The sequence below is a fragment of the Pseudomonas sp. S10E 269 genome (assembly GCF_002798465.1).
Lineage (GTDB): Bacteria > Pseudomonadota > Gammaproteobacteria > Pseudomonadales > Pseudomonadaceae > Aquipseudomonas > Aquipseudomonas pergaminensis.
In genome coordinates, this window is the sequence record NZ_PHIJ01000001.1 from 3,970,299 (window position 1) to 3,996,984 (window position 26,686).

A 26,686-nucleotide genomic window follows, 5' to 3' on the forward strand; every position below is an offset into this window, starting at 1 on the left:
AGTCCATGGCGGCATACTCCAGTGCCTGGCATCCGGAGACAGAACACGTGGAAAAAGTCGACGACCTCACTCGCGAAAAACTACGGGAATGGCAGATGCGGCGCCTGGAGATCAAGGACCGTATTCAATCGCACCCTGAACAGACCCTGGAGTTATCGAAGGTGCTGGACCTGATGGATGACGAGCACGCGGACATCCTCAGCCAGGCGGAAATGATCCGCGCGACCGATGCGGCCGATGAGCCCGCGCCGCCCGCCGAGCCGACGCCGCCGCCACTCACGGGGGCCTTCACGCTGCAATTGAATGTGGCCGCACAGAGTGCCGAAGACTTGCGCAGGCTGCTGGACATGGCAGTGTTCGAACTTCAGCAGCAGATCAGCGCGATGGCTTCAACGCCTGACGCGCGTCCCCAGGGCGGCGGTATGTCAGGCTCCCTTGGAGAATATCGGTTTGAGCTGGGCAGTCAGGGCAATGCCTGATTGCCTGGTTGCGAGGAACTATGCAACCGGAACACTTTGATTTATCCAGCCCCGTCTTCCTGCCTGTCACGCAGGAAACTTGCACGGCGCTGCTTGGCGCGGACGGTGCCAAGGCCCTGACCAGCCTGTCGGACCCGGAGCTGGCCGCCGTGCTGGTCATCCAGAACCTGGCCCAGGCCGCGGAAAAGGACCTGACCTGTGCCGGCGCCGAGCGCATCCTGACCAAGCTGATCGACTGGGCGGTCGACGCGCCGGCAGGGGGCGCCGCGACCTTGCTGTCCGAAGCCCAGCGGCTGTTCGATCCGCGCAAGCTGTACTTCGGCTTCAATGCGCTCAAAACCGTCAACCTGCGGCTGCTGTCGGCTGAAGAAGTCGCGGCGCGCGATTACCTGCTGCCGTCGGGTAAATGGGATATCGGCTACAAGGTCCGCCACCTACGCAGCAATGACCCGTTCAGCCAGCAGATGATCACGCCCCGGCAGCGCGAGCGCTGGCTCAGTCCGGCCCAGGACAAACTGGTGCGCACCTTCCGCGCCAACCTGAACGAAGACCTGCATGTGCAAGGCTACGCGGGCATCGGCAAGAGCCACCTGCTCGGCGCCTTGATGGAGTGCCTGCGGCCGGCCCAAACCTTGATACTGGCGCGTACTGGAGCAAAACTCGCGACCCTGCGTGAACGCATGGGACTGGCCAAGGACAGCAAGACCGGTTCGACCTTTGCTGCCTTCGCCAAGGCGCTGTTGCAGGGGCAACGACCTGCCGCGCAGGCCACACCCACTCGGTTGCCCGGCAAACACGAAGTGTCGCAGACCCTGAATATCCACGGCTGGCGTGGTCACGATGGCGCTGCAACGCTTGATATCTGCCTGAAGGTGCTCGACAGCTACTGCCACTCCAACCATCACAGCCTGTCGGCCAGGCATTTGCCGCATTTCAAGCAAGCCTTGTCCAGCGTGGACGCCCAGGCGTTGCTGGAGTATTCCAGCCGGTTGTGGACGTATCTGGACGCCAACCCGCAGTGGGCCGGTCAGACGGCCTTCGCAGCCCTGTTGCTGATCAAGCGTGCAAGCCTCGATGGATGCGTGGTGCCGCCCCGATACACCCATGTGCTGATCGATGAAAGCCAGGACATTCCACCCTCGTTGTTGCAGATCATCGAACGCGGCCGCCAGGTGTTGATTACCCTTGGCGATGAGTACCAATTGGCCAGCGGTGAGGTGGTCAGGCGCAAGCGCGAAGTCCGGCACACCGACATCAGTTACTCGGTGCGTTCGGGCCGCAACGTCGAGCGCCTGGTCAACCCGTTGATCAGCGTGCATTCGCAGAAGGGCAAGACGCCCTTCGAAGGCGCGCGGGATGCCGACGTCGGTATCGAGCACTACCCCCAGGGCTTCGTGCCGCCCGAAGGCTGCGTGGTGTTGACCGCTTCCCATTGGGACACCATGAAGTGGGCGATTCAGTTGCAGCAAGCCAACTGCCCGTTCGGGTTCCCCGACAACGCGGCGCAGCAGGACCTGCAACGCTTTATGACCAGCGTTATCGCCTTATTCAAGCCGCAGTTCTACAGCAACGAGCACAGTGACAACGGCCCCCACGCGTATTTCAGCGACATGGACGACTGGCAGCAGGTGCGCGATGCCAGCCAATTCGATGAGGCGTTCCTGTGGGTCGAAAGTGAGCTGGAAAAAGGCTTCAACGTCGCCGATATCACGCGCTTGAACCGGCTGGGTGGCGTGCCTGGCAAGCGATGCCTGCTGATGCTGGCGGAGGAGGCGGGCGGCATGGAGTTCGACCGGGTGCTGCTGACGCCCGAACTGCTGACCAACGTGAAGTTCAAGGACGCCTACGCGTTCGACCAGCGGCTGTGCGCGGTGTACATCGCCATTTCCCGGGCGCGGATGCAGCTTTACCTGCCTTACGACGTGGTCGAGTGGATTGATTTCCACACCTACCAGAAAACCCGTGAATTCCACGGTTACTGATTTATTTAATTCGGCTGTTTCACAACTTTCAGCGGTCGCTCTGGACAACCTAAAACCACCTTGTTAGTTTCCGCCAGCCACTTGTTTCAGAGTATGACAAGGGTGTGCGATTGATATTGAAGTGCCATCACTTCTTTAACTAACAAGGATGTCTGTGATGAAAAGCCTGCAAGGGTTGCCCCGTCTTATCAGTGCTTCGGTAGGCGCTCCCGGTAAAGCCCGTAACTTGCCTTCCGATGTGCAGTGCATCCAATATTTATTCAATCTGATCATTCCCAAACTGGGCTTCCCACTGGCCGAAAACGGCAAGTGCGACGGTCAGTTGGTGCAGTGCATCAGCCAGTATCAGTTCCGTCATCTCAAATACGCGCACCCCGATGGTGTGATCGACCCGACCGGTAAAACCTTCAACAGCCTGATCGAAGAGGCGGTGAAGGTACCGGTGAAGGCGTTTCCGAGCATGCGTATTCCAAGCTTTCTGAATGCATTCGGTAACAACCAGGGTGACGCAGTGCAAGCCACCGTCAACGTGTACCTGGACCGTATGCGGGCAATGATCGAGGCTGAGCGGCGCAATCGCCAATTGATGCTCCAGGCCACGTGCGATGGCGGCATGACGCTCACCGATACGGATTTTCAGAATGCCGCCAAGCAGTTGGGCAACGGCATTTCGGTGAATGTCATCAGGGCCTTCGCCACGGTGGAGTCCGGTGGTCGCTCGGGTTTCGGGCCGGCCAAGTTACCGATCATTGCGTTTGAAGGGCACCAATTTCGCAAGTACACCAAGCATATCTACGACCAGGCGCATCCGCTGCTTTCGTACATCTATGTGAGAAAGGCCGGGCCGCAGTGGCAGGTCAATAACAAGGATCAGGTCAAGGCCTGGGAAACCATGGCCACTGCATTCGCCCTGGACCAGGAAGCGGCGTTGATGTCGGCGTCGTGGGGCATGTTTCAGACCATGGGGTTCAACTACGCCTCATGCGGTTACAAAACGGTGTTTGAGTTTGCCGCGGCATTAAAAGTGAATGTCGGTAACCAACTGAAGGCGTTTCTCGCGTTTTGCGCTAACAGCCCGGCGTTGATGACGGCCATGAAAGCCAAGGATTTCACTTCGATGGCCCGTAACTATAACGGCAAGGACTACGGCAACTATGACGTCCTGATGAAAGAAGCCTACGAGAAACTTGAAGGAAAAAAATAAGATGATCCGTTTTCTAGCAGTGGGTGTGTTGTCGTTGTGCGCCGCAGCGCCTGTCTTGGCCGGTTCACCGGCGTTGCATTCAGGCAAATACGAAGGGCTGATGCTGGCTGTGACGCCTGAGCATCAGGTGGAAGGCTATTACGCGGAAGAGATGGGCGAGGGCGTTACTCGCAGCTGCACGTTCTACCTGCAAGGCAAGCCCTCAGCGCTGACCACCTGGAACGACACTGCCTACCCCGGCAGCGTGGCACCCTCGTCCGATGGCGTGACCCTCACCGTGGCAGAAGGCCGTCAGCATCCGGGTTGCCTCAATGTGCTGATGCCGGAAATTGCCACCGGCCTGGACCTGACCCAGACCGCCAGCAAAAAATGGATCGGCCTGGTCCAGGTCTCAACCGACAAGGCTTACCTGCTGAAAAATCCAAGTGCCAAGGCGGCTAAACGTCCCTACATCGTCAAGAACGACGTGGTCGGTGTGCTGGCATTCAAGGATGGCTGGGCCCAGGTCGAGTTCATCAACGCAGAGGGTCGCTCGTTTACGGGGTGGATCAGCCAGGATCAATACGCGCGGTTGGCGGCCCCCAAAAGCTGATCTCGAAAACGGCAAAAATCTAAATGTGGGAGCGGGCTTGCTCGCGAATACGGAGTGTCAGTCGCTGGATGCAGTGACTGAGCCACCGCTTTCGCGAGCAAGCCCGCTCCCACATTTTGGATCTTCATCAACCGAATATTTCGCGGAGTAACCCGGCAAACGCATCCCGTGCCACATGCCGCTGGGTGTCCTTGTGCCAGAACAGCAGGTTGTCCACTGCCTGCAATTCCTCAAAGCGATACGATGCCAGCTGATTGGCCTGCTCATAGCGGGCCAGGATGCCTTCCGGCGCGAGCGCCACGCCAATCCCGGCACTGACGCAACCGATGATCGTGCCCCAACTGGCATAGCTGGCAATCGCCGGCTTGAAGGCGTGCGGCTTGACCCAGTTTTCCAGCGCCGCCCGGTAGGGGCAGCCGGGAGGCCACACCAGCAAGGTGCGGCCGGCCAGGTCTTCGGCGCCGTGGATCGGGTCGCTGGTGGCGCTGGCGATCAGCACCAGGCGTTCGCTGTAGACCACGCTGTGTTCGAGCTTTGCGCGCTTATTGCCGGCGGCCACCAGGGCCACGTCCAGGCGGTGGTGTTGCAGGTCGTCGAGCAGTTCGCCCCAGGCGCCGGTGACCAGTTCCAGGCTGACGTCCGGGTAGCGTCGGTGATACTCCGCCAACAGTGGCGGCAAGCGCCCGCTGGCGCTGGACTCCACCGCGCCGATACGCAGGGTGCCACGGGGAATGGCGTTGGCGTCCACGGCGCGTTTGGATTCGTCCACCAGCGCCAGGATGCGTTCGCAGTACTCCAGGAAGATCTCACCGGCAGCACTGATCGCCAGCCCACGCCCGGCGCGAATAAACAGCGGTGTGCCCAACTCGCTTTCCAGCTGCTTGATACGCGTGGTGATGTTGGACGGCACGCAATGCAATTGCACGGCGGCCTGGGCCACGCTGCCGGTTTGTGCCACCGCTCGCACCATTTTCAGTTGGGCCAGTTCCATCGCTCAGTTCCAGTGATTTCAGAAGTCAGAAACGGTTAATTGTCCTGCGCCTTGCCCCGGCCAAGACTGACGGCATTCCTTCTCAGTGTTTGGATGCCGTCGATGAATACCCCGTCACCCCTGAAGCTTACGCTAGTCATCGCCAGCGTCATCCTCTGTTGGGCCTATTCGCCGATTGGCGTGCACATGGGCCTGCACAGCTACAGCCCCGGCCAGCTCGCGTTGTTGCGGTTTCTGATCGCCTCGGTGTTCATGGCCGCTGTGGCGCTGGTGCTGGGCATCGGCCGGCCACGCCTGCGGGATGTGCCGTGGCTGCTGGTGCTGAGTTTTTTTGGCGTGTTCCTGCACCACACCAGCCTTAATTACGGCCAGCAGTTCGTGACTGCGGCGGCATCCAGCGTGCTGGCACAATCGGCACCGCTGTTCAGCGTGTTGATCGCGTTTTTCTGTTTGAAGGAACGGGTCAGCCTGTGGCGCTGGAGCTGTGTGTCGCTGGGCTTGCTCGGGGTGCTGGTGGTGATCTGGGGCGATCACGGCGTGGGCGATATCGACCCGCGCGGCTTGCTGATCCTGCTGGCGGCGGTGTCGTGGAGCCTGTACTTCGCCATCCAGAAACACTACGCCCATCGCTACAGCCCGCTGACGATGGCGTGCTACATGGTGTGGGCGGGCACCTTGATGCTCGGCGTGAACCTGCCGGGGCTGCCCGCTGCCGTGATGCAGGCGCCGGCGCCCGAGAACCTCGCGGTGCTGGTGCTCGGGGTTTTCCCCAGCGCCCTGGCATACTTGGCCTGGGGGTATGTGCTGAAACATGTCGAGGTCAGCCGCGCGTCGGTGGCCATGTACCTGATCCCGCCAGTGGCGATGACGATGGCGGCGACGCTGCTGGGTGAGCACATCGCCCTGCAAGTGGTGCTGGGCGGTGTGATCGTGTTGACCAGCGTGGCCGCCATCAGCCTGGAAGGGCGCTGGCGGTCAGTCGCTCAGGCAAAACGCACGCAGCCGGTGGCCATCGAGGTCCTGGGCGACGAAGGTGTAGCCGAAGTCCAGGGTGGTCGGTGATTGGATGATCGTCGCACCGCGCTCTACCCACTGGTCGTGCAACGCATCCACGGCGGCTTTATCGGCCAGCGACAGGCCCACTTCACCGCCACCGCCCGTCAGTTGGGCCGCTGGCTCCACGGTATGGCGCGACCACAAACCCAGCTTTACTCCATTGTCGAGAATAAACAGGGCGAAGGTGGGGTTGAGCTCCACCGGCGGCTTGCCCAGCAGGCGGCTATAGAAGTTGGCGCTGGTGGCCGGGCTGTCGACGTAGAGCAAAAAGTAATGGGCGACGGTGTTCATGCGGGCTCCTGGGGGCTGCGTGTGTGAGGGAGCCGAGTCTATAAGACGGTCCTGTCAGTTCCTGTCAGGAGTCTCACCGGTGTAGAGCTGGATGATCTGGTCGATCTCCCCCGACATTTTCATCCGCAGCAAGGTGCGCAGGATGAGCTGAACCGGCACGTTTGGGTCATTGCGCACGGTGCAGCCAAGGTTCTGCTCATCAATCACCGCGACCTTGTGCAACCGCTTGCCCACCGGCATCCGCTGGTTGAAGCGGTCGAGGATCCATTCGTTGGTCACGGCAAACTTGAAACGCCCGGCCACCAGTTTGTGCAGCACCTGTTCTTCGCTGCGGGCGTCATCGCGGCTGAGCTGGCCGTTGGCGAACAGCGGGTCGAGGCTGGCATAGCGGTAGTTGAGCACGGTGCCAATGGCCTGTGGCGCGAGTTTGTCGACCTGCACCGGCTGAGGAGGAATGTGGGTGCTCACCAACAGGTTACGCTGCACCATCAAGGGGATGCTCCAGGTGTAGTCCCCGGACAGGTTGTCGACCCAGGCCTGGGTGACATAACAGCGCACATCGATGTCGCCATGTTGCATGGCACTCGAGATGCGCGCCCGCGCCAGTACATGGAACTCAGCCGGTCGGTCCACCTGGGTGGCCAGGCTCAACATCAGGTCATACAAAACGCCCTGGGTGGGCCGGCCGTCCTCCAGTTGCACCATGGGCATCGCCCAGCTGTCGGAAACCGAGAAGCGCAACGGTGCAGGCGCAGCACTGCAAGCCGTGGTAATCATCCATAAAGCGCCCAGGACTACGCGCATATGCTCTCCGGGATCAGGCCTTTTCGGGGCCAACCAGAAGAGCTTAGTCAGATTAGGCGAGCGTGCCGGATGCAATTTCCCCCTTGCTCCGCTAGCATTACCGGCTCCCGCTTCCCAGTTGCGACGGTTTTCGATGAGTTATCAGGTTCTTGCACGTAAATGGCGTCCGCGCTCGTTCCGCGAAATGGTCGGCCAGACCCATGTGCTCAAGGCTCTGATCAATGCCTTGGACAGCCAACGGCTGCACCACGCCTACCTGTTCACCGGTACCCGGGGGGTGGGCAAGACCACCATTGCGCGCATCATCGCCAAATGCCTGAACTGTGAAACCGGTATTACTTCAACGCCGTGCGGCACCTGTTCGGTGTGCAAGGAAATCGACGAAGGGCGTTTTGTCGACCTGATCGAGATCGACGCCGCGAGCCGCACCAAGGTCGAAGACACCCGCGAGCTGCTCGACAACGTGCAGTACGCGCCCAGCCGTGGCCGCTTCAAGGTCTACCTGATCGACGAAGTGCACATGCTCTCCAGCCACTCCTTCAACGCTTTGTTGAAAACCCTGGAAGAGCCGCCGCCCTACGTCAAATTCATCCTGGCCACCACCGACCCTCAGAAACTTCCTGCAACGATTCTGTCGCGGTGCCTGCAGTTCTCCCTGAAAAACATGACCCCCGAGCGCGTGGTCGAGCATTTGACCCACGTGCTGGGCGTCGAGAACGTCCCGTTCGAAGACGATGCACTGTGGTTGCTCGGCCGCGCCGCCGACGGTTCGATGCGCGACGCCATGAGCCTCACCGACCAGGCCATCGCCTTTGGTGAAGGCAAGGTCATGGCCGCCGACGTGCGCGCCATGCTCGGTACCCTGGACCACGGCCAGGTGTTCGACGTGCTGCATGCGCTGATCGAAGGCGACGCCAAGGCGTTGCTCGAGGCCGTACGCCACCTGTCGGAGCAAGGCCCGGACTGGAATGGCGTGCTCTCGGAAATCCTCAATGTGCTGCACCGCGTCGCCATCGCCCAGGCCCTGCCAGAAGGGGTCGACAATGGCCACGGCGACCGCGACCGCGTGCTGGCCTTGGCCCAGGCGTTGCCGGCCGAAGACGTGCAGTTCTACTACCAGATGGGCCTGATTGGTCGCCGCGACCTGCCCCTGGCGCCCGACCCGAGGGGCGGCTTCGAAATGGTGCTGCTGCGGATGCTGGCCTTCCGGCCTGCCGATTCGGCCGATGCGCCGAGACAGCCGCTAAAGCCAGTGGGGATCAGCCAGGCCACAGTTGATTCCGCCAAACCAGTGGCTGGCGCAGCAGTGGTTGCGCCAGTGGTTGCTGCGCCTGCGCCAGTTGCGCCGGCGCTTGAGCCAGAACCTGAACCTGAAACTGTGTCGGCTGCGCCGGTGGTCGCGCCGGAACCGGTCAACGAGCCTGAACCGGTCGTCGACCTGCCCTGGAATGATCCGGTAGAGACTGACGTCGAGGTCGAGCTGGCGCCCGCCGTGGAGCCCGTGCTGGAAACCAGCAGCGAGCAGCCCGAGCTGACGCCGATGCCTACGCCGACCCCGGACAGCGTAGTGCTGGATGCACCGGAGTGGGTGTCTGCGCCGGTCCCCGAGCCCACCGTGGCTCAGGTGGAAGCCGCTACGCCGGGCATCGACCTCGACGACGAACCGCCGCTGGATGAAGACTACATCGAGCCGGACATGGATTCGGCCTACAGCTACCTGGACGACCTGGCCAGCGAACACACCGCCGAGCCAGCCCCCGAGCCCGAGGCTGAGCCTGCCGCGGCCCCGGCCACCGGCCTGGCCCTGCAATGGCTGGAGTTGTTCCCGAAACTGCCGATTTCCGGCATGACCGGCAGCATCGCCGCCAACTGCACACTGATCTCCATCGAAGGCGACCACTGGCTGTTGCACCTGGACCCGGCCCACAGCGCCCTGTTCAACGCCACCCAGCAGCGCCGCCTGAACGATGCGCTTAACCAGTACCATGAGCGCCCGCTGACCATCGCCATCGAGCTGATCAAGCCGGAGCAGGAAACCCCGGCCCAGGCCGCGACCCGCCGGCGTATCAACCGTCAGCGCGAGGCCGAGGATTCGATCCACGGTGATCCGCTCATCCAGCAAATGATGCAACAGTTCGGTGCGGTCGTCCGTCACGATACTATTGAACCTGTCGAAGCCCCGGTTCCCCAAGCGTCATGAAACCGGGCTACTAATTGATCCACGTACTTTTGAGGTGATTCCCATGATGAAAGGTGGCATGGCCGGCCTGATGAAGCAGGCGCAGCAGATGCAGGAAAAGATGGCCAAGATGCAGGAAGAACTGGCCAACGCCGAAGTCACCGGTAAAGCCGGTGGCGATATGGTCAGCGTGGTGATGACCGGTCGTCATGACATCAAGCGTGTAAGCATCGACCCAAGCGTCCTGCCGGGCGTTGGCGAAGATGACCTGGAAATGCTCGAGGCGCTGTTCGCCGCAGCCGTCAACGACGCCGTGCGCAAGATCGAAGCCAACAGCCAGGAAAAAATGGGCGGTGTCACCGCTGGCATGCAACTGCCACCGGGCATGAAGCTGCCGTTCTGATCGACGAGCGTTAGCTAGACTCCAATGCCAGGCCCCGTGCCTGGCATTTTTGTTTGTGCCAATCGGATCGAACCCTGGCACCGCACGCATGGTCTGCACCCTATACCGATGGATTTGGATAAAGGAGCCCCTTCATGCCTCAAGAACCGACCCTGAACCAGCGCATCGTCCTGGTCTCACGCCCGCAGGGCGCACCCACCCCGGAAAATTTCCGCCTGGAGCGTGTGAATCTGCCGGAGTTGGCAGACGGCCAAGTCCTGCTGAAAACCCTGTACCTGTCCCTCGACCCCTACATGCGCGGACGTATGAGCGACGCACCGTCCTACGCGGCGCCAGTGGAAATCGACGAAGTAATGACCGGTGGCGCTGTCAGTCGCATCGAACAGTCGCGCAATCCGAAATTCGAAGTGGGCGACCTGGTGGTCGGCTCCACCGGCTGGCAAAGCCACAGCATCTCCGACGGTCGTAACCTGATGCCGGTGCCCAATGGCCTGGCCAGTCCGTCCATGGCCTTGGGTGTGCTGGGCATGCCGGGCATGACCGCCTACATGGGCCTGATGGACATTGGCCAGCCCACGGCCGGGGAAACCCTGGTGGTGGCCGCGGCGTCCGGCGCAGTGGGCTCGGTGGTGGGGCAGGTGGCCAAGCTCAAGGGCTTGCGCGTGGTCGGGATAGCAGGTGGCGCAGACAAGTGCCGTTATGTGGTGGACGAATTGGGCTTCGATGCCTGCGTCGACCACAAGAGCGCGACCTTTGCCAATGATCTGGCGCTGGCGTGCTTCAAAGGCGTCGATATCTATTTTGAAAACGTCGGCGGTAAGGTGTTCGACGCCGTGGTGCCGCTGCTCAATCCCAAGGCGCGCATTCCACTGTGCGGGCTGATCGCCGGCTACAACGCCCATGAAGCGCCCAGCGGTCCCGACCGGTTGCCGGCGCTGCAACGAACGCTGCTGACCAAGCGCGTGCGCATCCAGGGCTTTATCGTGTTCGACGACTACGGTGACCGCCAGCCCGAGTTCCTCAGCGCCATGGCGCCGTGGGTGCGCGACGGCAAGATCAAGTTCCGCGAAGACGTGGTCGACGGTCTGGAGCAGGCACCCGAGGCCTTTATCGGTTTGCTGGAAGGGCGCAACTTCGGCAAGTTGGTGGTGCGCGTCGCGCAGGATTGAAGATTTGACGCTAATCCGGGGCGCGGGTATAAACCGCGTCTCGTTGTTTTGTCGGACCATTGCCCATGAGCTTCAGCCCCCTGATTCGCCAACTGATCGACGCCCTGCGCACATTGCCGGGCGTGGGCCAGAAAACCGCCCAGCGCATGGCGCTGCAACTGCTTGAGCGTGATCGCAGCGGTGGCACCCGGTTGGCCCAGGCCTTGAGCCAGGCCATGACCGGGGTAGGCCACTGCCGCCAGTGCCGCACGCTGACCGAAGAAGAACTCTGCCCGCAATGCGCCGACCCGCGCCGTGACGACACGCTGCTGTGCGTGGTGGAAGGACCGATGGATGTGTATGCGGTGGAGCAGACTGGCTATCGCGGGCGCTACTTTGTGCTCAAGGGCCACCTGTCGCCGCTGGACGGCCTGGGCCCGGAGGCCATCGGCATTCCACAGCTGGTGACGCGCATCGAAGAACAGGGCACCTTTACCGAAGTGATCCTGGCCACCAACCCGACAGTGGAAGGTGAGGCGACCGCGCATTACATCGCTCAACTGCTGACCAACAAAGGCTTGATCACTTCGCGTATTGCCCACGGTGTGCCGCTGGGCGGTGAGTTGGAGTTGGTCGATGGCGGCACGCTGGCGCACTCCTTCGCCGGCCGCAAACCTATCGCCCTTTAAGGTTCACCGCGGGAAAAAGTGTGGGAGCGGGCTCGCTCGCGAAAGCGGTCTTTCAGTACCAGATGTATTGACTGTTCCAGTGCTTTCGCGGGCAAGCCCGCTCCCACATTAGTGTCGTGTTGTTGGCAAAAGGTGTACACGGCTTGATAACCAAGCAAGCGCTTGGTAATTTCGCTCCATCTCGCCATGGAGCTTGCCGATGTCTGCCTACCAGGACTACTTCGACCCCAGCCACCAATTGGTCCGCGACAGCGTGCGTCGCTTTGTCGAGCGCGAGCTGCTGCCGGGCATCGAGCAGTGGGAGGAGGCGCAGAGCTTTCCGCGCGAGCTGTACCTCAAGGCCGGCGCGGCGGGGATCCTCGGCATCGGTTATCCGCAAGCCTTGGGCGGTAGTCATGAAGGTGACCTGTTCGCAAAGGTTGTGGCCAGTGAAGAGCTGATGCGTTGTGGCTCCGGTGGTGTGGTCGCCGGGCTTGGTTCGCTGGATATCGGCCTGCCACCGGTCGTCAAATGGGCCCGGCCCGAGGTGCGCGAGCGCGTGGCGCCGCAGGTCCTGGCCGGTGAAAAGATCATCGCCCTGGCGGTCACCGAGCCGGGTGGCGGCTCTGATGTCGCCAGCCTGCAAACCCGCGCCATCCGCGACGGCGACCATTACCGCGTCAGCGGCAGCAAGACCTTCATCACCAGCGGTATCCGCGCCGACTTCTACACCGTCGCCGTGCGCACCGGCGGGCCGGGCTTTGCCGGCATCAGCCTGCTGCTGATCGAAAAAGACACGCCGGGTTTCACTGTCGGCCAGCCCCTGAAGAAAATGGGCTGGTGGGCGTCGGACACGGCTGAATTATTCTTTGACGATTGCCGGGTGCCCGTCGGCAACCTGATCGGCGCGGAGAACATGGGGTTTGCCTGCATCATGGGTAACTTCCAGAGCGAACGCCTGGCGCTGGCCCTGATGGCCAACATGACCGCGCAGTTGGCCCTGGAGGAAAGCCTTGCATGGGCCGCCCAGCGCGAAGCCTTCGGTAAGCCCATCGGCAAGTTCCAGGTGATCAAGCATCGGCTGGCAGAGATGGCCACCGCCGTGGAAGTCTCCCGCGAATTCACCTACCGCCAGGCGGCGAAAATGGCGGCCGGCCTCAGCGTGATCAAGGAGATTTCCATGGCCAAGAACCTCGCCACCGACACCGCCGACCGCGTCACCTACGACGCGGTGCAGATTCTCGGTGGGCAGGGCTATATGCGCGGCAACCTGGTGGAGCGGCTGTATCGGGATAACCGCATCCTGTCGATTGGCGGGGGGACGCGTGAAGTGATGAACGAGATCATCAGTAAGCAGATGGGGTTGTGATTTGCGTTGCTCTTGCGGGCCTCATCGCGGGCAAGCCCGGCTCCCACATTTGATTGGGCTCACACATTCATATCGGTGAAGGCGATCATCTGTGGGAGCCGGGTTTGCCCGCGATGAGGCCGGCCCAGGCGACCGTTACTGTTCAGTCAACGCAAACTGCGTCAAACAAAACGTCGGAATCCCCATGTCCTCCAGGCGTTGCGACCCACCCAGCTCCGGCAGATCAATAATCGCCGCCGCTTCGAAGATCTTCGCGCCCATGCGTTGCACCAGGTTCGCCGCCGCGATCAGGGTGCCGCCAGTGGCGATCAGGTCATCGAACATCAACACCGAATCGCCCTCGCACAGGCTGTCGGCGTGCACTTCCAGGAAAGCCTCGCCGTACTCGGTCTGGTAACCCTCGGCCAGCACGTCCGCGGGCAGTTTGCCCTGCTTGCGGAACAGGATCAGCGGCTTGTTCAGTTGGTAGGCGATGATCGAACCGATCAGGAAGCCCCGCGCATCCATTGCGCCGATATGGGTGAAATCGGCTTCGACATAACGCTGGGCAAAGCTGTCTGCCACCAGGCGCAGGGCGCGGGGCGATTGGAACAAGGGCGTGATGTCACGGAAGATCACCCCAGGCTTGGGGAAGTCGATGACGGGGCGGATCAGGGATTTGATGTCGAACGAATCGAAGGTCATCGTCGAAGAGTCCTGGGGCTGGAAACGGACTCGAAGTATACCTGCGGCCTCGGCAATTGGCGCGGCCGCAGGTGTCTGGATCAACCCTTCACTTAACCTTCGAGCGAGCCGCCCGCCAGCGCGCACAGCTGGATAGGGTCGAGGATATGCACTTCCTTGCCTTCGGCGGCCAACAGTGCGTTCTGCTGGAAGCGCGTAAACACGCGGGACACGGTTTCCACTGCAAGGCCCAGGTAGTTGCCGATTTCGTTGCGCGACATGCTCAGGCGGAACTGGTTGGCGGAGAACCCACGGGCACGGAACCGTGCCGACAGGTTGACCAAGAAGGTCGCGATGCGCTCGTCGGCGGTCTTCTTCGACAACAGCAGCATCATTTGCTGGTCGTCACGAATTTCGCGACTCATGACACGCATCAGTTGGCGACGCAGTTGCGGCAATTGCAGGGCCAGTTCGTCCAGGCGTTCGAAGGGAATTTCGCACACCGAAGTGGTCTCCAGCGCCTGGGCCGACACCGGATGAATCTCGGTGTCCATACCCGACAAGCCGACCAGTTCGCTGGGCAGGTGGAAACCGGTGATCTGCTCTTCGCCGCCGTCGCTGAGGCTGAACGTTTTCAATGCGCCCGAACGTACTGCATAAACGGAATCGAACTTGTCGCCCTGGCGAAACAGAAATTCGCCTTTTTTCAGCGGGCGACCGCGTTTAACGATCTCGTCCAGCGCATCCATGTCTTCCAAATTCAACGAAAGTGGCAAGCACAGGGGAGCCAGGCTGCAATCCTTGCAATGAGCCTGGCTGTGAGCGCGCAGTTTAACTGGCTCGGACATTTCTTAAATCCTTGTGGGAAAACACACATAAGACGTAAGGGTAACGCACTGGGGGGCGATGAGGCCAGCGTGTACAAAAAACCGCCAGCGGTATAAAGGTTTTTGTATCAGGGCCGATACAGGCTTATGTCTCAATAATCCAGGGTTTGGATCATGGCTTCTATTGGCGGTATTAACCCCTCAAGTATTCGCATACCCACAATGCCGGACCTCAAAAAGGACGCCGTGGTGGACGATGCCAGCAACCCATCGGCACCGCAGGCTGACGCCAAGCCGGTCGAAGGCGTGGCGGTGACAATTTCCGGTGCGGGTCTGCAGGCTGCCCGTAACGACGCGAATAAAGACATCGACGACAGCAACCTGAGCGACAGCGTCAAGCAGTTGTTGAAGATGATCCGTGAGCTCAAGAAACAACTCGAAGACAAGATGGCCGAACTCGCAGCGGCCATGGCTGATACCTCGATGACGCCGGAGGCGCGCCAGGCCAGAGTCGCGGGCTTGCAGAGCGATGTGACGTCATTGCAGGCCGCGCTGGCAACCACCCAGACCCAACTGGCCAAAGCCATGAAAGACCAGCCGCCAGAGGCTCAGATGGAAGCCATGAGCCTCATGGCCAAGTAAGGCGAGTCGACTAGATAACCTTCGAGAAACGCTGCCTGTTCTGGTGCTCCAGATAGGCGTCGAACACCATGCACACCGACCTCACCAGCAGGCGCCCGGCCGGCAACACACGAATGCCCCGGGCGTCGAGTTCAATCAGGCCATCCTCGGCCATGGCCTCCAGTTGTGGCCAGATGTCAGCGAAATACCCGCGAAAATCCACATTGAAGGCCTGCTCGATCGCCTCGAATGCCAGGCTGAACGTGCAGATCAGCTGCTGAATCACCTCCCGCCGCAACCGATCGTCCGTGGTGCAGACCAGGCCACGGCTGGTGGCCAGTTGCGCGCCCGCCAGGGTGTTCTGGTAGCCGTTGAGGTCGCTGCTGTTCTGGCAGTACAGGTCGCCGATCTGGCTGATCGCCGACACCCCGAGCCCGATCAAGTCGCAGTGACCGTGGGTGGTGTAGCCCTGGAAGTTGCGCTGCAGCGTGCCTTCTTCCTGGGCGATAGCCAACTCATCGTCCGGCAGGGCGAAGTGGTCCATGCCTATGTAGCGGTAGCCGGCCTGGGTCAGTTGCTCGATGGTGGTTTGCAGCATCAAGAGTTTAGACGCCGGGGAGGGCAGTTCATCGGTGTTGATACGCCGCTGGGGCATGAAGCGCTCTGGCAGGTGCGCGTAATTGAACACTGACAAGCGGTCTGGTTGCAGGCTGATTACCTCTTCCACGGTACGCGCAAAATTGATCGGTGTTTGCTTGGGCAAGCCGTAGATCAGGTCGATATTGATCGAGCGAAATTGCAGGGTGCGCGCCGCATCGATGACCGCACGGGTTTCCTCCAGGCTCTGCAGGCGATTCACTGCCCGTTGCACCTCGGAGTCAAGGTCTTGCAGGCCGATGCTCACGCGGTTGAAGCCAAGTTCACGCAGCAGGCCCATGGTCGCCCAGTCCGCTTCACGGGGGTCGATCTCGATGCCGTAGTCGCCGGAATCGTCATCCAGCAAATTGAAGTGCTGGCGCAGGCAGCCCATGACCTGGCGCAGTTCATCGTGGCTGAGAAAGGTCGGGGTGCCGCCGCCGAAGTGCAGTTGCTCAACCCGCTGTTTCGGGTCGAGGTGGCAGGCCATCAGCTGGATCTCCTGCTCCAGGCGCTGCAGGTAGGCCTGGGCGCGGCCACGGTCCTTGGTGATGACTTTGTTGCAGGCGCAGTAGTAGCAAATGTTCGCGCAGAACGGTACATGCACATACAGCGACAAGGGTCGCACGGCCTTGCGGCTGTCGCGCAGGGCGTGGAGCAGGTCGAAGGTGCCGACCTGGCTGTCGAATTGCACGGCAGTGGGGTAGGACGTGTAGCGCGGTCCCGCCATGTCGTAGCGGTGAATCAGATTGGCGTCCCAACGAATGGCGTCGAGCATGCGGGCGTTCCCCCGGATAGGCTAGTGGGCCGAGTCTAGGGGCGTGGCGGGGATGGCATCTTGATTTGCATCAACGGGGAGCGGCGCTATGCCACATGGCGCCGAGCGCCCTGCCTCGCAAGTACTGATCGTTTTTGACGGCGTCTGTTGCCGTCATGCTGCGTTGCCGCTCCTCCCCATAGCCAGCTATGAGTCGTCGCGGCGCCTTGCCTGACGACAACAGCCACTCGTCAAAAACGATCGTACTTACGAGGCAGGGCGCTAGTGGCCCATCAGCCAGTGCTGGTGCGGGCCGGGCAATGTCCAGATACCGAACAGAATCACCAGCAAGCCGCCGGCCATCCGCACACTGCGTTTGCGCAACAGCGCCGTCACCCGCTCAGCCGCCAGGCCTGTAGCCAACAGCACCGGCCAGGTGCCCAGCCCGAACGCCAGCATCAGCAACCCGCTGTCCAGTGCATTGCCCTGGCTCGCTGCCCATAGCAGCGTGCTGTAGACCAATCCGCACGGCAACCAGCCCCACAGCGCGCCCAGCAGCAAGGCGCGCGGTACGCTGGACACAGGCAGCAAACGGTTGGCGACTGGCTGGATGTAGCGCCACAGGCCGCGTCCGAGGCTTTCGATACGGGTGAGGCCGCTCCACCAGCCGGCCAGGTACAGGCCCATGCTGATCAACAACAACCCGGCCAGTACGCGCATGAACATCGCCGCCGGGCTGTTCGCCACTGCCCAACCGGCCAGGCCGATCAACACCCCGGCAGCGGTATAGCTGAAGATGCGCCCCAGGTTGTAGGCCAGCAGCAGTTTAAACCGGCGACCACGCTGCTCCTTGGGGATGGCCAGGGTCAGCGCACCCATCAGCCCGCCGCACATGCCCAGGCAATGGCCGCCGCCGAGCAGGCCGAGGATCAGCGCGGAGACCAGCAGTGGCGCCAATTCAAGCATGGGGCGGGTCTTTCGGCGGTTGCTCGTGGTGGTTGGCCTCTTCGATGCCGGCCAGGTGGTTCGGGTCCTGGTCGTCGAACAGCACGCTATGGGCCGGGCCGTCGAGGTCGTCGTACTGGCCATTGTCCACGGCCCAGAAGAAGATGTAGATGGCCACGCCCACTAACAGCAGCGCCGCCGGAATCATCACGTATAAAGCTGGCATCTGCACTCCATGTCCGCGCGGCTCACACCGGCAGCGGGCGGGTTACTGAAGGGGCTCGGGCCGCTGGCGCGCTCGGCAGGCGAGTCAGGCGCAGGGCGTTGAGCACCACGGTCAACGAACTGAGGGACATGCCGATCGCGGCCCAGATAGGGGTGATCCAGCCTAGGGCGGCAAACGGCAGCATAAGGCCATTGTACAGCCCGGCCCATAGCAGGTTTTCAATGATCACCCGACGGGTGCGTCGCGCCAGGGTAAAGGCTTGTACTAGGGCGTCCAGGCGGTTGGACAGCAAGACCGCGTCGGCGCTGGTCTTGGCCAGGTCGGTGGCCGTGCCCATGGCCACGCTGATATCGGCGGCGGCGAGGACGGGCACATCGTTGACCCCGTCGCCGAGCATCAGCACCTTGCGACCTTCCTTGTGCAGTCGTTGCAGCACTTGCAGCTTGTCATCGGGGCGCAGGCCGCCGTGGGCTTCATCGATCCCCAACTCGGCGGCGACACTGGCGACCATCGGCGAGCTGTCCCCGGACAGCAGCAGCGTGCGCCAGCCACGCGCCTTGCACGCGGCCAGCAACGCTGGGGCATCGCTGCGCAGGCGGTCGTCGAGTACGAACCAGGCCAGGGCGCCTTCGCGGTCGCCGAGCAGCAGCCATTGGCCCGACACTTCCGGTGCGGCAGGAATCGGGCAGCCACTGAGTTCACAGACAAAACCGGGTTGACCAATGCGCAGGAGGCGTTCGCCCACGCGGCCTTCAAGGCCAAGCCCAGGCGAACTGAGCACCTCATCGGCGGCCAGCGGGGCGCGACCAAAGGCGCGCGCGATCGGGTGTTCGGAGCGGTTTTCCAGGGCGGCGGCGAGGCTCAGGCACAGGTCGGTGCTCAAGGTGCCCAAGGGGCGGATGGCTCTCAACGCCAGGCGTCCTTCCGTCAGGGTGCCGGTCTTGTCGAAGATCACCGTGTCGATCTGGTTCAGTCCTTCCAGCACATGACCACGGGTCAGCAGCAACCCGAGTTTGTGCAAGGTGCCGGTGGCGGCGGTGAGGGCTGTAGGTGTTGCAAGGGACAACGCACAGGGGCACGTCGCCACCAGCATTGCCAGCACAATCCAGAACGCGCGCGACGCGTCCAGCTCCCACCACAGCAAGCCGATCAGGGCGGCGGCGATCAACGAGCACAACAGGAACCACTGCGCGGCGCGGTCGGCGATTTGTGCCAGGCGTGGTTTCTCGGCCTGGGCCCGTTCCAGCAGGCGCACGATGGCGGACAAGCGCGTGTCATGGCCCAAGGCGCGCACTTCGACGGTCAAGGCACCCTCGACATTCAGCGTGCCCGCTGTGACGGCGTCGCCGGTCTGGCGCGGTTGCGGTAGGTATTCACCGGTGAGCAACGATTCATCAATGCTCGATTGGCCATCGAGGATCACGCCATCCGCCGGCAACACAGCGCCCGAATGCACCAGGACGCGGTCGCCCAGTGCCAGTTCCGGGAGCAGGATGCGTTCACTCTGGCCATCGGCCTTGAGCCGCAGGCACGAGGCGGGCAACAGGTTCACCAGCTGTGCGGTGGCGGCGGCCGTGCGCTCGCGGGCGCGGCGCTCAAGGTAGCGACCGGCCAACAGGAACAGCGCAAACATGCCCACTGCATCGAAGTAGAGCTCGCCGACGCCGGTGATCGCGGTCCAGATGCCCGCCAGGTACGCACCGCCGATGGCCAACGACACCGAGACATCCATGGTCAGGTGGCGGGTGCGCAAGTCGCGCATCGCCCCCTTGAAAAACGGTGCGCAGCTGTAGAACACAATGGGTGTGGTGAGAAACATCGCCACCCAGCGCAGGATCACGTGCAGCTCCGGGCTCAGGTCGATATTGAATTCCGGCCAGGTGGCCATGGTTGCCATCATGGCCTGGAACCACAGCAGCCCGGCCACGCCCAATTGGCGCAAGGCCAGGCGATTCTCACCGGCCAGTTGCTCGGCAGCGCGGTCGGCCTGATAGGGGTGGGCGGCGTAGCCGATATGGCGCAGCTCGCTGAGCAATTGGCTCAGCGGCAGTTGCCCATCGGCCCAGCGCACCTGCAAACGATGGTTGGACAGGTTCAACCGCGCCTCGGCCACGGCGGGCAGGCCGCGCAGGTGTTTTTCGATCAACCAGCCACAGGCAGCGCAACTGATGCCTTCCATCAACAGGGTGGCTTCGGCCAGTTCGCCCTCGTGGCGCACAAAAGGTTTTTGCACGTCGGCGCGGTCATACAGTGCCAACTCGTCGACCAGTTGCACCGGCAGCGTCTCAGGGTTGGCCGAGGCTTCGCTGCGGTGCTGGTAATAGCTTTCCAGGCCGCCGGCCACAATCGCCTCGGCCACGGCCTGGCAGCCCGGGCAGCAGAGTTCGCGGTGTTCACCGAGGATCACGGCGGTAAACCGGCTGCCGGGCGGGACGGGCAGGGCGCAGTGGTAGCACGGAGTTGGGCTGGTCATGGCTAGGGATCTTAATCGGCTGGGAGGGCCTCATCGCCGGCAAGCCGGCTCCTACAAGGGATCGCGTTCGAGCGGTAGGAGCCGGCTTGCCGACGATGCGCGAAGCGCAGGCTTATTTTTTCAGGTCTTCAGCGCCCTGCAACGGTTCATCACCCAGCAGCAAGTCCTTGTCGTGGCTGACCAGTTCTTCTTCAAACATGCGCCAGGTGCGATCGCCTTCCACGCCGAGCAATTCGACAAAGCGCCGGCCCTCGACCTTGTCGGTGACCTGACCGATGTAACGGCCAGTTTCGCTGTCACTGCGGGCCAGGTTGATCTTGCGATCCTTCTCTGGCTGGGTCGGGGAGATCAGGTTCAATTCCAGGGTGGCTGGGTTGCTGTTGCCGGTGAGGTTCACTTCGACTTCACCGGTCAGCTCATCCAGGTGCACCTTGGCGCGCAGTTGCAGGGTCTGGGCCAGCAGTTCGCGGTCCAGGGAGCGGTTGATGCCCTTGCCGGCCTCGTAGTAGTTGTCGTTGACCAGGTTGTCGGGGTTGTTCACCGCGATAGTCACCATGGACAGGGTCAAGGTCACCGAGCAGGCCAGGATCCCGATGATGATCCAGGGCCAGAGGTGCTTGTACCAAGGGCTTGCGGCAGTTGCTACGGACATTGTTCGGTTCTCTTGATTAACGAACTTGCGGGCCGATGAATCGGCTCTTGGCTTCAATGTGGACGCTGGCGTCATCGGCGTCGGTGAGGATGAATTTCACCTCGTTGGTGCTCGACGGCAGTTGTTCCGGCGCGCTCGACAACTCCACCGGCATGCTGACGATATCACCGGCAGCCACCTTGATTTCGCGGCGGCCTTGCAGCTTGAGGTCGGGCAGGCCGGCAGCGTCGAGCACGTAGGTGTGGTCGCGCTGGTCCTTGTTCATGATCTTCAGGCTGTAGACGTTTTCGATCCGGCCTTCGGCGTTCTCGCGGTACAGCACACGGTCCTTGCTGACGTCGAAACCCACCAGCGAGCGCATGAAGAAGGCCGCCACCAGCAAGCCGATCATCGCCAGCAGCACCAAGGCGTAGCCGATCAGGCGCGGGCGCAGCTTGTGGGTTTTCTGCCCCGACAGGTTGTGCTCGGTGGTGTAGCTGATCAGGCCGCGTGGGTACTCCATTTTGTCCATGATGTTGTCGCAGGCGTCGATACAAGCGGCGCAGCCGATGCACTCGATCTGCAGGCCGTCGCGGATGTCGATACCGGTGGGGCACACCTGCACGCACATCGTGCAATCGATGCAATCGCCGAGGCCCTGGGCCTTGTAATCGACGCCTTTTTTGCGCGGGCCACGCAACTCGCCACGGCGCGGATCGTAGGAGACGATCAGGGTGTCCTTGTCGAACATCACGCTCTGGAAACGCGCGTACGGGCACATGTAGATACACACTTGTTCGCGCAGCCAACCGGCGTTGCCGTAGGTGGCGAGGGTGAAGAAACCGACCCAGAAATACGACCAGCCATCGGCTTGGCCGGTGAAGAAGTCAAACACCAGTTCGCGGATCGGCGAGAAGTAGCCGACAAAGGTCATGCCGGTGACAAAACCGATCAGCAGCCACAGGGTGTGCTTACTGAATTTGCGCAGGAATTTGTTGGCGCCCATGGGCGCTTTATCGAGCTTGATGCGTTGGTTGCGGTCGCCTTCGGTGACCTTTTCGCACCACATGAAGATCCACGTCCACACGCTTTGCGGGCAGGTATAACCGCACCACACACGCCCGGCATACACGGTGATAAAGAACAGGCCAAATGCCGCGACGATAAGAATGCCCGAGAGCAGGATGAAGTCCTGGGGCCAGAAGGTCGCGCCAAAAATAAAGAACTTACGCTCTGGCAGGTTCCACCACACGGCCTGGTGGCCACCCCAGTTCAGCCACACGGTGCCGAAGTAGAGCAGGAACAGAGCGGCACCGCCGAGCATGCGCAAATTGCGGAACAGGCCGGTGAAGGCGCGGGTGTAGATCTTCTCTCGCGAGGCGTAGAGGTCGACAGTGCTGCTGGCGTTTTTGGCAGGCGGGGTAACGTCATGTACCGGTATCTGGTTGCTCATCATTGCATCCCACGGCGGTGGAGATTTGCCTCGGCCAGTACGTGCCAACCGGGGTCAAATTAAGGGTGTTGCAGTGGCCTAATGATACGCCCCCGATGCGGTGCAAGGGGTGCGACCTTTGGTCGCGTTGGGGAAAATCAATTGATGGTGTACGTGATCTGGATCAATTGACTTGGGAAGTATGGACGGTTTTGGTGGGTAAGCAGGTCATTCGTCCCATGGATTGATCAGTGGAACGCCACTGGATTTAAAGTCGCTGACATTGCGTGTAACAACAGTAAGGCCATGGACCAGAGCGGTTGCCGCAATCAATGAATCACTTTCATTGGCTCGGTCTGGCACATGCAAGTGTGCACAGCGCAACGCTACTGCTGCATCGATGGGCAGGATTCTGGCATTGAAGGCGGGTATGACATGACGCTTGAGCCAGGTGCGTAATACCTTCCCTTGCGCCGGGTCTCGCCGCTCTATGCGCAGGACGCCGGTTTCCAGTTCTTTGAGTGTGATCGCCGACATATACAGGCGTGGAGCGCTGACGCTTTTAGCCCAGGCGACCACCTTTGCATCGGCGTGGGGTTTGCGAAGTTCGGAAATGACGTTGGTGTCGAGTAGATACATCAGGAGAGGTCCACAGGTCGATGAGTGATCACGGCGCGTTCGGTTTCGAAGTCGATATCGGCCGCTTCTGGCATCACTAGCAGATCAACGATGTCGGCATTGAGCCCTGTCAGTTTCTGGTAGTCCTCAATGCTTAGCAGTACGTGGGCTGGCTTGCCTCTATCGGTGATAAAAACCGGCCCCTGGCGGGCTGCTTTTTTGGCACCACTTGTGTCTTGGTTGAATGCGCGGCTGGAAATAGTGGTGATTGTCATGGGGTGGCTCCCCTTTCGCTGGATTCGATGTAGTTACGTTACTACCTCGTTATTGGGCGCGGCAAGCTTCAAGCTACGAGTGGTCGTGGGTTCATGTTTTGAACAGTTACGAGAGCCAGAAACAACGAAGCCCCGCCAGCTTTCGCTGCACGGGGCTTCGTTTTTTTTCAAGACTTTACTGCTCTTCGGCCTTCTTATCCCCATGGGACAAGCTGTAAACATACGCTGCCAGCAAGTGCACCTTGTCATTCCCCTGCAGCTGCTCCTGAGCAGGCATCTGACCCTGGCGGCCCCAACGGATGGTCTGTTGCAGTTGGGCAAAGCTTGAGCCGTAGATGAATGCACCCGGGTGGGTCAGGTCGGGCGCGCCCATGGCGGGGGTGCCTTTGCCGGCCGGGCCGTGGCAGGCCACGCAGTTGGCGGCGAAGAGTTTCTCGCCGTTGGCCACATCGGCTTTCACGCCTTCGGGCAGCTTGCGGCCGTCGAGGTTGGTGACCACGAACGCGGCCACATCGCTGACGCCTTGTTCTTTGAGGATATCCAACCAGGCCGGCATCACCGCATGGCGGCCCTTCATGATGGTTTCCTTGATGGTGGCCGGCTCGCCACCCCAACGCCAGTCGGCGTCGGTCAAGTTAGGGAAGCCATACGCGCCCTTGGCGTCGGAACCGTGGCACACCGAGCAGTTGGAGGCGAACAGGCGGCCCCCCATCTTCAGGGCTTGCGGGTCCTTGGCCACTTCTTCAATCGGCATCGACGCGAATTTGGCGAAGATCGGCCCGAACTTGGCGTCCGACTTGGCCATTTCCTTCTCCCATTCGTGCACGCCGGTCCAGCCGGTCTGGCCGTTGGCGAAGGGGGTTTGCTTGTCGTTGTCGAGGTAGGCATAGCCCGGCAACAGGCCCTTCCAATTGCCCAGGCCGGGGTACAGCGCCAGGTAGCCGAGGGCGAAGATGATGGTGCCGACGAACAGCATGAACCACCACTTGGGCAGTGGGTTGTCGTACTCCTCGATGCCGTCGAACGAGTGGCCGACGGTCTCGTCGGTTTGCTCGGTGCGCTGGCCCTTGCGGGTCGACAGCAGCAGCCAGGTCAGGGCGAAGATGGTACCCAGACTGAGGACTGTGACGTACAGACTCCAGAACGTAGTCATTCTTTGTTACTCCTAGAAGCTTGCTCGACGTGCTTGATGGCTTCGGGATCATCCGCGAAGGGCAGCATGGTTGCGTCGTCAAACTCCGACTTGCGCTTGGGGCTGAACACCCACAACGCCAGGCCGATAAAGGCCACCATCACCACAACGGTGCCCAGGCCTCGAATCATCCCGATATCCATGAAGGTCACCGTTTGCTTTTGATGAGGGTGCCCAGGCCTTGCAGGTAGGCCACCAGTGCGTCCATTTCGGTCTTGCCCTTCACGGCTGCGGCTGCACCGGCGATGTCTTCGTCGGTGTAGGGCACGCCCAGGGTGCGCAAGACTTCCATCTTCTTCGCGGTGTCCTTGCCGTCGAGCTTGTTTTCCACGAGGAACGGATACGCTGGCATTTTCGACTCAGGCACCACGTTGCGCGGGTTGTACAAGTGCGCACGCTGCCAGTCATCGGAGTAACGTCCGCCGACACGGGCCAGGTCTGGGCCGGTGCGTTTGGAGCCCCACAGGAACGGGTGATCCCACACGCTTTCACCCGCGACCGAATAGTGGCCGTAGCGCTCGGTTTCGGCACGGAACGGGCGGATCATCTGCGAGTGGCAGCCGACACAACCGTTGGCGATGTAGACGTCGTGGCCTTCCAGTTCAAGCGCGGTGCGCGGCTTCATGCCTTCGACCGGCTTGTTGGTGACGTCCTGGAAAAACAGCGGAACGATCTGGGTCAGGCCGCCGATACTCACGGCGATGACCATGAAGAAGGCCAGCAGGCCGATATTCTTCTCGACTACTTCATGCTTCATCAGTGGGCTCCCACAACGGCGATCTTGGCGGCGGCTTCGGCTTCTGCAGGGTCGGAGGCACGCACGGTGCGCCAGACGTTGTAGGCCATGAACAGCATGCCGGCGGCAAAGAACGCACCGCCCAGGGCGCGGACGATGTAGCCCGGGTGGCTGGCTTGCAGCGCTTCGACGAAGGAGTAGGTGAGGGTGCCGTCATCGTTGATCGCACGCCACATCAGGCCCTGGGTGATGCCGTTGACCCACATCGAGGCGATGTAGAGCACGGTACCGATAGTGGCCAACCAGAAGTGCGTGTTGATCAGCGCGACACTGTGCATCTGCACGCGGCCAAACAGTCGGGGGATCATGTGATAGATCGCGCCGATGGAGATCATCGCTACCCAGCCGAGGGCGCCGGCGTGTACGTGGCCGATGGTCCAGTCGGTGTAGTGGGACAGCGAGTTGACGGTCTTGATCGCCATCATCGGCCCTTCGAAGGTCGACATGCCGTAGAACGCCAGCGATACCACCAAAAAGCGCAGGATCGGGTCGGTGCGCAATTTATGCCAGGCGCCCGACAGGGTCATCATGCCGTTGATCATGCCGCCCCAGCTCGGGGCCAGCAGGATGATCGACATCGCCATGCCCAGGGACTGCGCCCAGTCCGGCAATGCGGTGTAGTGCAAGTGGTGCGGGCCGGCCCAGATGTACAGGGTGATCAGCGCCCAGAAGTGCACGATGGACAGGCGATACGAGTAAATAGGACGTTCGGCCTGTTTCGGCACGAAGTAGTACATCATCCCCAGGAAACCGGTGGTCAGGAAGAAACCTACGGCATTGTGGCCATACCACCACTGGATCATCGCGTCCGTTGCCCCGGCGTAGGCCGAGTAGGACTTGAACAGGTTCACTGGCAGCGAGGCATGGTTGACGATGTGCAGCATCGCCGTCACCAGGATGAACGCGCCGTAGAACCAGTTGCCCACGTAGATGTGCTTGGTCTTGCGCTTGACGATGGTGCCGAAGAACACCACGGCATAGGTCACCCACACGATGGCGAGCAAAATGGCGATCGGCCATTCCAGCTCGGCGTATTCCTTGGTGGTGGTGTAGCCCAGCGGCAAGGTGACGATGGCGCTCACGATGACCGCTTGCCAACCCCAGAAGGTGAAGGCCGCGAGGCTGTCGGAGATCAGTCGCGTCTGGCAGGTTCGCTGCACGACATAGTAGGAGGTGGCAAACAGTGCACATCCACCGAAGGCGAAGATCACCAGGTTGGTGTGCAGCGGGCGCAGGCGACCAAAGGTCGTCCATGGCAAACCGAAATTCAACTCCGGCCAAACCAGTTGCGAGGCGATGAACACCCCGAGCCCCATGCCAAGGATCCCCCAGACCACCGTCATGATGGCGAACTGGCGGACTACCTTATAGTTATAAGCAGTCGGACTGATTGCTGTGCTCATTCTAAGGTTCCACGGTTTAGGTTTT

The 26,686-nt window shown here is 61.4% G+C and carries 28 protein-coding genes; 11 read left to right on the forward strand and 17 right to left on the reverse strand.

What is annotated here, in order from left to right; translation table 11 throughout:
- The first annotated feature begins 47 nt into the window (after positions 1-47).
- The 4 genes from CWC48_RS18490 (at position 48) to CWC48_RS18505 (ending at position 4,257) form a co-directional block, all read left to right on the forward strand.
- A complete protein-coding gene (locus CWC48_RS18490) occupies positions 48-479 on the forward strand; it encodes a hypothetical protein (protein WP_078049728.1) in 432 nt (143 codons plus the stop codon).
- Between the two features lie 20 nt (positions 480-499).
- The gene (locus tag CWC48_RS18495; RefSeq protein WP_100492346.1) at positions 500-2,461 is read left to right on the forward strand and encodes an AAA family ATPase; all 1,962 of its coding nucleotides are present in this window, start codon (positions 500-502) and stop codon (positions 2,459-2,461) included.
- Positions 2,462-2,618: 157 nt separating this feature from the next.
- A complete protein-coding gene (locus tag CWC48_RS18500; protein WP_028617487.1) occupies positions 2,619-3,665 on the forward strand; it encodes an N-acetylmuramidase family protein in 1,047 nt (348 codons plus the stop codon).
- 1 nt (position 3,666) lies between these two features.
- Complete coding sequence (locus CWC48_RS18505; protein ID WP_078049726.1) at positions 3,667-4,257, forward strand: hypothetical protein; 591 nt, start codon at positions 3,667-3,669, stop codon at positions 4,255-4,257.
- Positions 4,258-4,384: 127 nt separating this feature from the next.
- Here CWC48_RS18505 and CWC48_RS18510 read toward each other — a convergent pair whose 3' ends face one another.
- A complete protein-coding gene (locus tag CWC48_RS18510) occupies positions 4,385-5,248 on the reverse strand; it encodes a LysR family transcriptional regulator (protein ID WP_078049725.1) in 864 nt (287 codons plus the stop codon).
- Positions 5,249-5,350: 102 nt separating this feature from the next.
- Between CWC48_RS18510 and CWC48_RS18515 the strand changes: the two genes are divergently transcribed.
- Positions 5,351-6,310 carry a DMT family transporter gene (locus CWC48_RS18515; protein WP_100492347.1) on the forward strand — a complete coding sequence of 320 codons (960 nt, stop codon included), beginning with the start codon at positions 5,351-5,353 and terminating at the stop codon, positions 6,308-6,310.
- Here CWC48_RS18515 and CWC48_RS18520 read toward each other — a convergent pair.
- Together CWC48_RS18520 and CWC48_RS18525 are read right to left on the reverse strand one after the other, a co-directional pair.
- Complete coding sequence (locus CWC48_RS18520) at positions 6,224-6,595, reverse strand: VOC family protein (RefSeq protein ID WP_078049723.1); 372 nt, start codon at positions 6,593-6,595, stop codon at positions 6,224-6,226. The genes CWC48_RS18515 and CWC48_RS18520 overlap by 87 nt on opposite strands.
- A gap of 54 nt (positions 6,596-6,649) precedes the next feature.
- Complete coding sequence (locus tag CWC48_RS18525) at positions 6,650-7,399, reverse strand: ABC transporter substrate-binding protein (protein WP_100492348.1); 750 nt, start codon at positions 7,397-7,399, stop codon at positions 6,650-6,652.
- A gap of 133 nt (positions 7,400-7,532) precedes the next feature.
- Here CWC48_RS18525 and dnaX point away from each other — a divergent pair, with 133 nt between their 5' ends.
- The 5 genes from dnaX (at position 7,533) to CWC48_RS18550 (ending at position 13,166) form a co-directional block, all read left to right on the forward strand.
- Positions 7,533-9,599, forward strand: coding sequence for a DNA polymerase III subunit gamma/tau (gene dnaX, locus CWC48_RS18530; RefSeq protein ID WP_100492349.1), 2,067 nt, complete (start codon positions 7,533-7,535; stop codon positions 9,597-9,599).
- A 43-nt stretch (positions 9,600-9,642) separates the two neighbouring features.
- Positions 9,643-9,981, forward strand: coding sequence for a YbaB/EbfC family nucleoid-associated protein (locus CWC48_RS18535; protein WP_003175481.1), 339 nt, complete (start codon positions 9,643-9,645; stop codon positions 9,979-9,981).
- Between the two features lie 134 nt (positions 9,982-10,115).
- Positions 10,116-11,150 carry an NADP-dependent oxidoreductase gene (locus CWC48_RS18540; RefSeq protein ID WP_078049721.1) on the forward strand — a complete coding sequence of 345 codons (1,035 nt, stop codon included), beginning with the start codon at positions 10,116-10,118 and terminating at the stop codon, positions 11,148-11,150.
- Positions 11,151-11,215: 65 nt separating this feature from the next.
- Positions 11,216-11,818 carry a recombination mediator RecR gene (recR, locus tag CWC48_RS18545; RefSeq protein ID WP_078049720.1) on the forward strand — a complete coding sequence of 201 codons (603 nt, stop codon included), beginning with the start codon at positions 11,216-11,218 and terminating at the stop codon, positions 11,816-11,818.
- Between the two features lie 199 nt (positions 11,819-12,017).
- Positions 12,018-13,166, forward strand: coding sequence for an acyl-CoA dehydrogenase family protein (locus tag CWC48_RS18550; RefSeq protein ID WP_100492350.1), 1,149 nt, complete (start codon positions 12,018-12,020; stop codon positions 13,164-13,166).
- 135 nt (positions 13,167-13,301) lie between these two features.
- Here the strand turns inward: CWC48_RS18550 and CWC48_RS18555 are convergent, their stop codons facing one another.
- Both CWC48_RS18555 and fnr read right to left on the reverse strand, forming a co-directional pair.
- A complete protein-coding gene (locus tag CWC48_RS18555) occupies positions 13,302-13,850 on the reverse strand; it encodes an adenine phosphoribosyltransferase (RefSeq protein ID WP_100492351.1) in 549 nt (182 codons plus the stop codon).
- A 92-nt stretch (positions 13,851-13,942) separates the two neighbouring features.
- Positions 13,943-14,677: a fumarate/nitrate reduction transcriptional regulator Fnr gene (fnr, locus tag CWC48_RS18560; protein ID WP_015885309.1), complete on the reverse strand. Its 735-nt coding sequence runs from the start codon at positions 14,675-14,677 to the stop codon at positions 13,943-13,945.
- Positions 14,678-14,830: 153 nt separating this feature from the next.
- On the opposite strand from fnr, the gene CWC48_RS18565 reads away from it, so the two are divergent.
- Positions 14,831-15,298: a hypothetical protein gene (locus tag CWC48_RS18565; RefSeq protein ID WP_078049718.1), complete on the forward strand. Its 468-nt coding sequence runs from the start codon at positions 14,831-14,833 to the stop codon at positions 15,296-15,298.
- A gap of 10 nt (positions 15,299-15,308) precedes the next feature.
- Here the strand turns inward: CWC48_RS18565 and hemN are convergent, their stop codons facing one another.
- From hemN to ccoN, 12 genes are all read right to left on the reverse strand, one after another.
- Positions 15,309-16,691 (reverse strand): oxygen-independent coproporphyrinogen III oxidase, encoded by a 1,383-nt coding sequence (gene hemN, locus CWC48_RS18570; RefSeq protein ID WP_100492352.1) that lies wholly within the window; start codon positions 16,689-16,691, stop codon positions 15,309-15,311.
- Between the two features lie 261 nt (positions 16,692-16,952).
- Positions 16,953-17,636 carry a sulfite exporter TauE/SafE family protein gene (locus CWC48_RS18575; RefSeq protein ID WP_078049716.1) on the reverse strand — a complete coding sequence of 228 codons (684 nt, stop codon included), beginning with the start codon at positions 17,634-17,636 and terminating at the stop codon, positions 16,953-16,955.
- Positions 17,629-17,841 carry a cbb3-type cytochrome oxidase assembly protein CcoS gene (gene ccoS / locus CWC48_RS18580; RefSeq protein ID WP_100492353.1) on the reverse strand — a complete coding sequence of 71 codons (213 nt, stop codon included), beginning with the start codon at positions 17,839-17,841 and terminating at the stop codon, positions 17,629-17,631. The genes CWC48_RS18575 and ccoS overlap by 8 nt, the downstream gene beginning before the upstream one ends.
- A gap of 22 nt (positions 17,842-17,863) precedes the next feature.
- Complete coding sequence (locus CWC48_RS18585; RefSeq protein WP_100492354.1) at positions 17,864-20,314, reverse strand: heavy metal translocating P-type ATPase; 2,451 nt, start codon at positions 20,312-20,314, stop codon at positions 17,864-17,866.
- Between the two features lie 112 nt (positions 20,315-20,426).
- Positions 20,427-20,966, reverse strand: a complete 540-nt coding sequence (locus CWC48_RS18590) for a FixH family protein (protein WP_078049713.1) — start codon at positions 20,964-20,966, stop codon at positions 20,427-20,429.
- 16 nt (positions 20,967-20,982) lie between these two features.
- Positions 20,983-22,398 (reverse strand): cytochrome c oxidase accessory protein CcoG, encoded by a 1,416-nt coding sequence (ccoG, locus tag CWC48_RS18595; protein WP_100492355.1) that lies wholly within the window; start codon positions 22,396-22,398, stop codon positions 20,983-20,985.
- A gap of 207 nt (positions 22,399-22,605) precedes the next feature.
- Positions 22,606-23,016: a type II toxin-antitoxin system VapC family toxin gene (locus CWC48_RS18600; RefSeq protein ID WP_078049711.1), complete on the reverse strand. Its 411-nt coding sequence runs from the start codon at positions 23,014-23,016 to the stop codon at positions 22,606-22,608.
- Positions 23,016-23,270 (reverse strand): type II toxin-antitoxin system Phd/YefM family antitoxin, encoded by a 255-nt coding sequence (locus CWC48_RS18605; protein ID WP_099493585.1) that lies wholly within the window; start codon positions 23,268-23,270, stop codon positions 23,016-23,018. Before CWC48_RS18605 ends, CWC48_RS18600 begins: the two co-directional genes overlap by 1 nt.
- A gap of 175 nt (positions 23,271-23,445) precedes the next feature.
- A complete protein-coding gene (gene ccoP / locus CWC48_RS18610; RefSeq protein WP_078049709.1) occupies positions 23,446-24,423 on the reverse strand; it encodes a cytochrome-c oxidase, cbb3-type subunit III in 978 nt (325 codons plus the stop codon).
- Positions 24,420-24,605, reverse strand: coding sequence for a CcoQ/FixQ family Cbb3-type cytochrome c oxidase assembly chaperone (locus tag CWC48_RS18615; protein ID WP_016775513.1), 186 nt, complete (start codon positions 24,603-24,605; stop codon positions 24,420-24,422). Before CWC48_RS18615 ends, ccoP begins: the two co-directional genes overlap by 4 nt.
- Before the next feature lie 5 nt (positions 24,606-24,610).
- The gene (gene ccoO / locus CWC48_RS18620; protein ID WP_100492356.1) at positions 24,611-25,219 is read right to left on the reverse strand and encodes a cytochrome-c oxidase, cbb3-type subunit II; all 609 of its coding nucleotides are present in this window, start codon (positions 25,217-25,219) and stop codon (positions 24,611-24,613) included.
- The gene (gene ccoN / locus CWC48_RS18625) at positions 25,219-26,661 is read right to left on the reverse strand and encodes a cytochrome-c oxidase, cbb3-type subunit I (RefSeq protein ID WP_028617468.1); all 1,443 of its coding nucleotides are present in this window, start codon (positions 26,659-26,661) and stop codon (positions 25,219-25,221) included. The genes ccoO and ccoN overlap by 1 nt, the downstream gene beginning before the upstream one ends.
- Positions 26,662-26,686: the final 25 nt, after the last annotated feature.